An 8,965-nucleotide genomic window follows, 5' to 3' on the forward strand; every position below is an offset into this window, starting at 1 on the left:
GTGCCCTACGACCCCGACCTACACGGACGCTTGGCGGTCCTCCAACAACAGGCCGCTTGACATAGGGCTCTCAGCCCTGCTGGGCCTGCTGGGCCAGCTCGGCCTGCTGCTGCGCCTGGGCGGCCCACTCGGCGACGCGACGGGCACTCTCCTGCTCGGAGAGGTCCTCGACGCGGGTCAGGACGCTCCACCGCACCCCGAACGGGTCGCGGAGGCTCGCGTACCGGTCGCCGGACACGAAGTCGGTGGCCGGCTCGCGCAGCGTCGCGCCGGCGGCGAGCGCCCGCTCGACCACGGCGTCGACGTCGGGGCAGTAGAGGCCGAGGGAGTAGCAGTCGTCCTCGCCCTCGGGCGGCGCGACGAGGTGGTAGTCGGGCACGGGCTCGCCGAGCTGGAGGTGGCCGTTGCCGAGGTCGAGCTCGGCGTGGACGACCGTGCCGCCCATCTCGGTGACGTCGACGACGCGGGCGCCGAAGACGTCCTCGTAGAAGCGGATCGCCTCGGCGGCGCGCGGCACGGCGATGAAGGGCGTGAGGCTCGTCGACCCGTGCGGGACGCCGTTGGTGGTGTGCTCGCCGGTCGCGGCGCGGCTGGTGCGTGTGGTGTCGGTCATGACATCGACGCTAGGGCCCGGCTGCGCTGTGCGGCTTGAACATTCGCGACACCTCCCCGATGGCCGCACTCGGCAAACCGGTTGTGCCCGGGTGCGGGGTCTGGTTGCGTGGCCGTCGCCGTCGTCCCGCGAGCCAAGGAGCCCACCATGACCCGGTCATCCGGAACCGTCCTCGTCACGGGCGTCGGGAGGCGGCGTTCCATCGGCACCGGGATCGCCCTGGGCCTGGCGGCCGACGGCCACGACCTCGTCCTGCACCACTGGCGGCCCTACGACGACCGTGTCGGCTACGAGCAGGGCGCCGACGACCCGGCGGACGTCGCCCAGGAGTGCCGCGACCTGGGCGTCCGCGTCGAGCTGGTCTCGTCCGACCTCGCGGACCCCGACGTGCCGGAAGCCCTGGTCGCGCAGGCGGTCTCGGCCTTCCGCGGGCCGCTGCGCGGCGTCGTCATGTCGCACTGTGAGTCGGTCGACAGCTCGGTCACGTCGACGACGCTCGAGTCGTGGGAGCGGCACTTCGCCGTCAACACCCGCGCCGCCTGGCTGCTGCTGCGGGCCGTCGCCGACCGGCTGCCGGAGCAGGCCGACCCCGACGAGCCCGTCACCAGCGTCGTCGCCCTGACGAGCGACCACACGGCGCACAACCTGCCGTACGGCGCGAGCAAGGGCGCGCTCGACCGCGTCGTCATCGCCGCGGCGGTCGAGCTCGGGCGCCGCGGGCTGCGCGCCAACGTGCTCAACCCCGGCCCGATCGACACCGGCTGGATGACCGAGGAGATCCGCAGCATGGGGACCGCCCAGACCCCGGCGGGGCGGCTCGGGCGACCGTCCGACACGGCCGACCTCGTGCGCTTCCTCCTGTCCCGGGAGGGCGGCTGGGTCACGGGGCAGCTGCTCCACAGCAACGGCGGCTTCAACGCCGGCTGAGCCCGGAGCAGAGGCAGCACCGTTGCGGCCGTGGATCGTCCGCAACCGGTCCTAGCCTCCTCCTCATGACCGACGCTTCCGCAGCCACGGCCCCCTCGACCGGCGACCTCGCCGCCTTCCTCCCGCCGCCGGCGCACCCACCGGTCGCCGGCAGCGAGGTCGAGATGCTCCTCGGCGAGCTCGAGCGGGTCCGCGGCTACGTGCGCTGGAAGTGCAGCGGCGTCGACGCCGAGGGGATGCGCAAGCGGCTCGGCCCGTCCGCCCTGACGCTCGGGGGTCTGCTCAAGCACCTGGCGCTCGTCGAGGACCACTGGTTCGGCGTCCGACTGCACGGCCGGCCCGCGAGCGAACCGTGGGCGTCGGTCGACTTCGACGCCGATCCGGAATGGGAGTTCCGCACCGCGGCGGACGACTCCCCCGACGAGCTCCTCGCGCTGTGGGAGACCTCGTGCGACCGGTCGCGGCGATGGCTCGCCGAGGCCCTGGCCGACGGCGGCCTCGACCACCCGGCGGCCGTCACGGGCCGCGACGGCCGGACGCCCGACACGCGTCGGATCGTCGTCGACATGGTCGAGGAGTATGCGCGGCACCTCGGTCACATCGACCTGCTCCGCGAGAACGTCGACGGCCTGACCGGCGAGGACCCCGAGGTCTGAGCCGCCTCAGGCGGGCGGCAACGCCGTCGCGAGCCGCCGGTGCAGGTCGGCGATCGTGTCGGCGTCGAGCGGTCCCGGCTTGCCGAGCACCGACACCAGACGCCGGGACCAAGCGCACGGTGCGGGTGATTCGGGAGTACACGGCGGAGGCACCCCGGTCCAGGGCCGTGCCACAGAGCACGCAGGTCCCGGCGTAGCGCAGCCGCATCCGCTTCTCCCCGTCGCCGAGCGACGCCTCCCCCGTCACCCGAGGGAGGCTATGTCGCGCCGTGTTCGCTCGTGCGCGGTTCGAGGAATCCCGTGAGATCGGGCGCGAGATCGGGCGGCGCGTGTCGGATGGCGACAGCGGCGGCGCGATCTCGCGCCTGACCTGCGCCGGGTGACGCGTGGGGTGTGACGAAGCGCTCCCCCGCGGCCGGACGGGCGCTGCGGGACGCGTCGTATCGTCGGACGCGTGGCAGACGGGACGCGTGCAGCAGTCGTGCTCGGGTCGGGCGGAGCCCGCGGCTACGCCCACATCGGGGCGCTCGAGGTGCTCGCCGAGCGGGGCATCGAGGTCGTGGCGATCGCCGGCACGTCGATGGGGGCGCTCGTGGGCGGGGTCGCCGCGGCCGGTCGGCTCGAGGCGTACACCGAGTGGGCCCGCAGCCTGACCCAGCGCGAGGTGTGGCGCCTGCTCGACCTCAACCTCACGGCGTCCGGCGGCGCGATCCGGGCCGAGCGGATCATCGCCCGCGTCGGCGAGATCCTCGACGGCGTGACGATCGAGAGCCTGCCGATCCCCTTCACGGCCGTCGCCACCGACATCAACGCCCGCCGCGAGGTGTGGTTCCAGCGCGGGCCGGTCGAGCACGCGATCCGGGCCTCGATCGCGATCCCCGGCGTGATCACCCCGGCCGTCATCAACGGTCGGGTTCTCGTCGACGGCGGCCTCATCAACCCGATCCCCATCGAGCCGACCGCCGCCGCGCCCGCCGACCTCACCATCGCGGTGTCGCTGTCGGGCATGCGGTCCTCGACCGGCACAGCGACGCCGGTCAAGGAGTCCTCGGAGCCGCGCCCGCACGAGGAGTGGACGACGCGTCTGCGCCGCAGTGCCGCCGAGGTGCTCGACTCCGAACGGGTCCGGGCGATCACCGGCCGCTTCTCGCACGGCCGCGACGTCGACGCCGAGCTGACGATCCCGCCCGAGGCGGCCGAGCTCGTCCCCCGGGCGCCGCAGACCCCGACCGAGGCCCTGGTCTCCGGGCGGGCCGACATCGGCACCGTCGACCTGCTCAACATGAGCTTCGACACGATGAGCGCCCTGATCTCCCGCTACCGGATGGCGAGCAACCCGCCCGACGTCCTCGTCACCGTCCCGTCCAACGCGGTGCGCACGCTCGACTTCCACCGGGCCGCGGAGATGATCGAGCTGGGGCGACAGCTGACCACCGAGGCCCTCGACCACGCGGGCTACTGACGACGGGTCGCGGGTGCGGGTCAGTCCCGTGCGGTCTCGTCGGCTGCCAGGCAGACCGCCGCCCGACCAAGGGTGATCGCCTGCTCGCGGCCCGACTCCGAGGCTGCGAGCTCTGCCCCCAGGTCCTTGACCTGTTGCTCGTAGACCCACGCGTTCTTGAACTGGTCGCGGATCGCCGCCCAGGCCTTGTCCGGGTCCTGGTCGATGTCATACAGCGTCCACAGGTTGCAGCCCGCCTTGACCACCTCGGCACGGTCCTCCACCGGCACGGACGCAACACGGCTGAGGAACGAATCTGCTTGCGTCCGAACCTGTTCCGAGGTGACGGTCATGACGGCGGGAACCTCCGGCACCCACTTGCTGCGGGCGAGGCCGGCGAGGTCGTCGGCGTGCTGGCCCGCCGCGCGCACCAGGTCGTCGACCGCGCCGCAGCCGGCCACCGCACCACCGAGCGACAGAGCCGCTGCCGCCACCGCTCCGACGAGAACTCGCATCGCCCTCACCCCCGCACCAGTGTGGCCCCGATCCCCCTGGGAAGCGGCTCTTTCGCCGATCCCAGACGCCGGCGCCGACACGTGGCTGACCGATGTCGGCGGTCGGGTGTGGAGTGGGGACGTGGTCCTCCTGCACGCCGACGCCGACGCGTTCTTCGCCTCGGTCGAGCAGCGCGACGACCCACGGCTGCGCGGGCGCCCGATGGTCGTGGCCCACGAGGTCGTCGCGTGTCCGTCCTACGAGGCCCGGGCCCTCGGCATCCACGCCGGGATGTCGACGCGGATGGTGGCCCGTCGGTGGCCCGAGGTGCTCGTCGTCGGCTACCGCGACGGGGTGTACGAGGAGGCGTCACGGGCGCTCTTCGAGGTCTTCCACCGCTACACGCCGCTCGTCGAGCCCGGCTCGATCGAGGAGGCGTTCCTCGACGTCACCGACCGCGATCGTGGCGACCCCGCCGGGATGGCGGTCGCGCTGCGGCGCACGGCCCGCGCCGAGGTCGGCCTGCCGGTGAGCGTCGGGGTCGGGCGCACCAAGCTCATGGCCAAGCTGGCGAGCCGGCGCGCGAAGCCCGACGGCCTCGTCGTCGTCGATGCCGAGACCGAGGCGCGGGTGCGGCCCCGGCTGCACCTCGACGACCTGTGGGGCGTCGGCCCGACGACGTACGAGAAGCTCCACGCCGCAGGCCTGTTCGTCGTATCCGACCTGTACGGCTGGGACGAGGAGCGGCTCAAGGGTGTCGTCTCCACGGCGATGGCCAGGCGGCTCGTCGCGATCGCCGCAGGGACCGACGACGCCACGATCCGCCTGCCCGGCCCGCGCCGGTCGATCAGCGCGACGCGGTCGCTCGCCTCCACCCGCACCCGCTCCAAGGTCGTCGCGGTCCTCGACGCGCAGGTCTCCCGGGCGGTCCAGCGAGTCGCCGGTCTCGACGGCCCGCCCCGGCTGCCCGCCCGGATCGAGGTCATCGTGCGCTTCGACGACGGCGTCCAGGCGCTCGAGCGCGGGGCGCTGCCGGCCCCGACGCTGGACCTCGACACGCTGCGCGCGGTCGCCCGCGACCTGCTCGACCGCACCGGGTTCGAGTGGGACGGCCGCGGCGTCACGATGGTCGGGCTGACCCTGCCCCTGCCCACCCTGCCCACCGCTTGACCTCAGGTGCACTGGAGGTCGCACGATGGCGCCCATGGACCCGAGCACCGACGCGAGCACCGACGCGCGCACCCAGACTCTGAGCGTCGCCGATGCCGCCGCGTACGCCCGACGCATCGGGGCGGCGTTGCCGGCGGCCCCGACGCTCGGGGCGCTGTCGAGCCTGCACCGGGCCCACCTGCTCGCCGTGCCGTTCGAGAACCTCGACATCGGGCTCGGCCGGCCGATCCAGCTGGACCTCGACGCGTTCGTCGACAAGGTCGTCCGGCACCACCGCGGGGGCTACTGCTACGAGCTCAACGGGCTCTTCGCGGCGCTGCTGCGCACCGTCGGTTACCGCGTCGACCTCGTCTCGGCGCCGGTCGCCATGAGCGGCGGCGGATTCACGCCGGAGTTCGACCACCTCGCGCTCGTCGTCGACAGCGAGGCGATGGACGAGCGGGTGCTCGCCGACGTCGGTTTCGGCGCCGGGTTCATCGAGCCGTTGCCGCTGCGCGACGGGTTCGTGCGACGCGAGCGGGACACCGACGTCGGCCTCACCCGCGGCACCGACGCCACCTGGACCTACCGCGAGCGCCCGGCCGACGCACGGAGAGAGGACTGGGCGCCGCGGTACGCCTTCACGACCCGGTCGCACCGGCTGTCCGACTTCGTACCGCGCAACGAGTGGCAGCAGCGCTCGCCCGACAGCCACTTCACCCAGCAACGGCTCGCCTCTCGGCTCACCGAGACCGGGCGCGTCACGCTGAGCGGCGACCGCCTCATCACGACGACGCACGGCAGCCGCGACGAGCGCACGGTCGACGCCGCGGACCTCCCGGCCGTGCTCGAGGAGCACTTCGGGATCACGCTGACCGACGCCTGACACCGGTCACCGAAAGCGTGGATCCGCCTCAGCCCCAGGCGTCCCGCGTGGGACGGCACAGGCAGAAGGGGTGCCCGGCCGGGTCGGCGTAGACGCGGAAGCCACGCCCGGGCGACGGCTGCGGTGGCTCGACCGGGTCGAGGGCGGTGCCGCCGAGGGCGAGCACCCGCTCGTGCGCGGCCGCGATGTCGACGACGACGAAGTCGAGGTGCGCCTGCTGCTCGCCGCGCGGCCAGTCGGGCGACGTGTGGCCGGGGGCGACCTGCGTGGCGATGCGCGGGCCGTCCCACAGCACGTTGAACCAGTCGCCGTCGGGGTCGGCATCGACGCGGCCGCCGAGCAGGTCGGCGTAGAACTGCGCCACGCCGGCCGCGTCGGCGCAGTCGAGGGCGACGCAGTCCCAGCCGATGCGCTGGTCGGGGGGCAGGGGTGACGAGGTGGTCGTGTCGGTCATCGCTCCACCCCAGCACCCGGCACCGACACGCGCCAGCGGTTTCCGCGTCGTGCTCGGCGACGCGTCAGGTGTCGGTCGGCCAGACGAGCGTCGTCGAGGTGACCGGCCGCACCGTCGCGGCCGGACCCGAGCCGCCGATCGTCACCGTGTGCGTGCCGGGCGGCAGGTCGGCGAAGCGCACCGACCCGTGCCCGTCCCGCGTCGCCTTCTCGGTCGTGGCGAGCACCGTGCCCTTCTCGCTCGTCACCGTGACGACGACGGGCTGGTCGGGCGACCCGGCCTCGGGGTCGTCGGCCTCGAGGTCGAACGCGACGCGCAGCTGGTGGCCCTCCGTGACGAGGTCGGGCACGACGGCGCGGACGGTGACCGTGGCGAGGTCGCGCCGACGCACCGGCTTCGCCGTGAGGATCTCCTGCACCTGGTCGAGGACGAACGGGTTGCACTGGAGGTTGGTGTGCTGCTCCGGCACCCGGACCGCGAGGTTGGTGTCGAGGCTCTCCCCGAGCCCGACCGCCCCGGTGAGGGTGACGGTGCCGTCTCCGTAGTCGTCGTCGGTGCCGAAGGTCTGCGACGTCACGGCCCGGCCGTCCTGGAAGGTCACGGTGGTCTGGGTCGGCTGGCGCACGCCGAGCACCAGGTGCGTCGTGTCACGGCTGCCGGGTCGGGCCGCCTCGGCCGCCTGCAGGTCGGTGTGGAAGGTCATGGCGTCGGCGACCATCGCGGTGTCGACGTTCGGCACCTGCACCTCGGTCGTCTTGGCCCAGCCCCCGGCCCCACCGGCGCCGCCGATGCACGCGTACTCCGGCAGCAGCTGGTGCAGCGACGGCATGCTCCGCGCGAACTGCGTCAGGTCGACCGACAACGGACCGATGCCCTTCTTGACGCCGTTGACGAGCTGCTCGAGGGCATCGGTGGCCCCGCGCCACGGCGTCCCGAGCGTCACGAGCTTGCGGGTCACCTCGGCGCCGCCGCACTTCTCGATGTACCAGCGCGCCACGAGCCCACCCATCGAGTGGCACAAGAAGACCGCTTTGGCGTCGGCCCACTCACCGCCCCGGGCGCGCAGCCGCTCGAGCGCGGGCTCGACGACGGTGCCGAGCCGCTGGCCGTTGTACCGGTTGGACAGGCGCCAGTCGTAGGCGAAGGCGATGAGGTTCGGCGGCTGGGCGCCGTTGTCGCGGCGGTAGCCGAGCTTCTCGAGGGCGGCGAGGAGCACGTCGTAGCCGCGGATGGGCGTCCAGATGCCCGGGATGACGTGGACGTCCGGCATGAGCGCCACCGCCTCGACGCCGTCGCCCGGGTGGGCGTCGCCGATGCCGGCGGGCAACGCGTGCCTGAGCACCGAGTCGCCGCCGGTGAACATCTTCCACACCGCACCGGCGCTCGGCGCCCAGATGAGGTTGGCACTCGCCGGCGAGCCGTCGGCGCCGCGCACCCCGAGGGTGCTGCCCGTGATGCCCGGGAGAACCACGACGAGATCGTTGCTCGTCATCCGACCCACCGCCTCGCTGCCTCTGGCTGTTGCCCGCTGCTGGTGACCTTCCGACCAACGGTGGCACCGATGCCCTCCGGTGATACGCGAAACGGGTATGAACGCGACAGTCGCCGAACGCCGAGCCCGCGAAGGAGCAGCCGTGGACATCACCGAGGTCATCGCCCACCAGCACGAGGAGCAGCGACGGATGTTCGCGATGCTCGAGGAGTGGCCCCGCGACGATCACGAGGGCCTGGCCGCCGTGTGGAAGCGGCTCGAGGTCCTGCTCGAGGTGCACGCCGAGGCCGAGGAGCGCTACTTCTACCCCGAGCTGCTCCGGCTCGGCACGGGCGGCGCCGACGCGGAGTCGGTCGACGAGGAGGTCGAGGACGCCGTCCACGACCACAACGAGATCCGCAAGGCGGTGCGCAAGGTCGGCCGGTGCCGCACCGGGTCCGACGCGTGGTGGACCGCCGTCGTCGACGCCAACGTCCACAACAGCGACCACATGGGCGAGGAGGAGCGCCAGGACCTCGCCGACTTCCGCCAGCGCGCGAGCCTCGAGCTGCGGCACGAGATCGCCGTGCAGTTCCTGCGCTACGAGGCGCAGCGGTGGGCCGACGGGATCGCTCCGAAGGACAAGGACCCCGAACGCTACGTCGACACGAAGAAGGCCACGCGCGCCACGCAGACCGAGAAGAAGGCGGCCCGGGCGGCGACCAAGGCCGCCAGGACCGGCCCGGCCCGCAAGGCCGCCTCGAAGAAGGCCTCGAAGGAGGCGTCCGAGGGCTGAGCTCACTGGTGGACCGTGGGGTGTGACAAGGGCAGAGTTCTTGTCGCACTACCGGTGTCGTCGGGTTACTGCCGGGC

The 8,965-nt window shown here is 73.1% G+C and carries 10 protein-coding genes; 6 read left to right on the forward strand and 4 right to left on the reverse strand.

The annotated features are described in order from the left end of the window. Nucleotides 1-70: 70 nt before the first annotated feature. Nucleotides 71-613 (reverse strand): VOC family protein, encoded by a 543-nt coding sequence (locus AC3A5R_RS22960; protein ID WP_487623094.1) that lies wholly within the window; start codon nucleotides 611-613, stop codon nucleotides 71-73. A 147-nt stretch (nucleotides 614-760) separates the two neighbouring features. Here AC3A5R_RS22960 and AC3A5R_RS22965 point away from each other — a divergent pair, with 147 nt between their 5' ends. The 3 genes from AC3A5R_RS22965 (at nucleotide 761) to AC3A5R_RS22975 (ending at nucleotide 3,658) form a co-directional block, all read left to right on the forward strand. Beyond that, nucleotides 761-1,540: an SDR family oxidoreductase gene (locus AC3A5R_RS22965; protein ID WP_487623095.1), complete on the forward strand. Its 780-nt coding sequence runs from the start codon at nucleotides 761-763 to the stop codon at nucleotides 1,538-1,540. Between the two features lie 65 nt (nucleotides 1,541-1,605). Continuing rightward, a complete protein-coding gene (locus tag AC3A5R_RS22970; protein ID WP_487623096.1) occupies nucleotides 1,606-2,196 on the forward strand; it encodes a DinB family protein in 591 nt (196 codons plus the stop codon). Between the two features lie 454 nt (nucleotides 2,197-2,650). After that, complete coding sequence (locus AC3A5R_RS22975; protein ID WP_487623097.1) at nucleotides 2,651-3,658, forward strand: patatin-like phospholipase family protein; 1,008 nt, start codon at nucleotides 2,651-2,653, stop codon at nucleotides 3,656-3,658. A 20-nt stretch (nucleotides 3,659-3,678) separates the two neighbouring features. On the opposite strand, the gene AC3A5R_RS22980 is transcribed toward AC3A5R_RS22975, so the two are convergent. Beyond that, nucleotides 3,679-4,152, reverse strand: a complete 474-nt coding sequence (locus AC3A5R_RS22980) for a hypothetical protein (RefSeq protein WP_487623098.1) — start codon at nucleotides 4,150-4,152, stop codon at nucleotides 3,679-3,681. A gap of 121 nt (nucleotides 4,153-4,273) precedes the next feature. On the opposite strand from AC3A5R_RS22980, the gene AC3A5R_RS22985 reads away from it, so the two are divergent. Together AC3A5R_RS22985 and AC3A5R_RS22990 are read left to right on the forward strand one after the other, a co-directional pair. Further along, nucleotides 4,274-5,302 (forward strand): Y-family DNA polymerase, encoded by a 1,029-nt coding sequence (locus AC3A5R_RS22985; protein WP_487623099.1) that lies wholly within the window; start codon nucleotides 4,274-4,276, stop codon nucleotides 5,300-5,302. A gap of 34 nt (nucleotides 5,303-5,336) precedes the next feature. Next, complete coding sequence (locus tag AC3A5R_RS22990; RefSeq protein ID WP_487623100.1) at nucleotides 5,337-6,167, forward strand: arylamine N-acetyltransferase family protein; 831 nt, start codon at nucleotides 5,337-5,339, stop codon at nucleotides 6,165-6,167. A gap of 28 nt (nucleotides 6,168-6,195) precedes the next feature. On the opposite strand, the gene AC3A5R_RS22995 is transcribed toward AC3A5R_RS22990, so the two are convergent. Both AC3A5R_RS22995 and AC3A5R_RS23000 read right to left on the reverse strand, forming a co-directional pair. Beyond that, nucleotides 6,196-6,621 (reverse strand): VOC family protein, encoded by a 426-nt coding sequence (locus tag AC3A5R_RS22995; RefSeq protein ID WP_487623101.1) that lies wholly within the window; start codon nucleotides 6,619-6,621, stop codon nucleotides 6,196-6,198. A 64-nt stretch (nucleotides 6,622-6,685) separates the two neighbouring features. Next, nucleotides 6,686-8,113 (reverse strand): esterase/lipase family protein, encoded by a 1,428-nt coding sequence (locus AC3A5R_RS23000; protein WP_487623102.1) that lies wholly within the window; start codon nucleotides 8,111-8,113, stop codon nucleotides 6,686-6,688. A 142-nt stretch (nucleotides 8,114-8,255) separates the two neighbouring features. On the opposite strand from AC3A5R_RS23000, the gene AC3A5R_RS23005 reads away from it, so the two are divergent. Beyond that, nucleotides 8,256-8,888 carry a hemerythrin domain-containing protein gene (locus AC3A5R_RS23005; RefSeq protein ID WP_487623103.1) on the forward strand — a complete coding sequence of 211 codons (633 nt, stop codon included), beginning with the start codon at nucleotides 8,256-8,258 and terminating at the stop codon, nucleotides 8,886-8,888. Nucleotides 8,889-8,965 lie beyond the last annotated feature (77 nt).

The organism is Intrasporangium sp. Soil_C_50 (genome assembly GCF_057656595.1).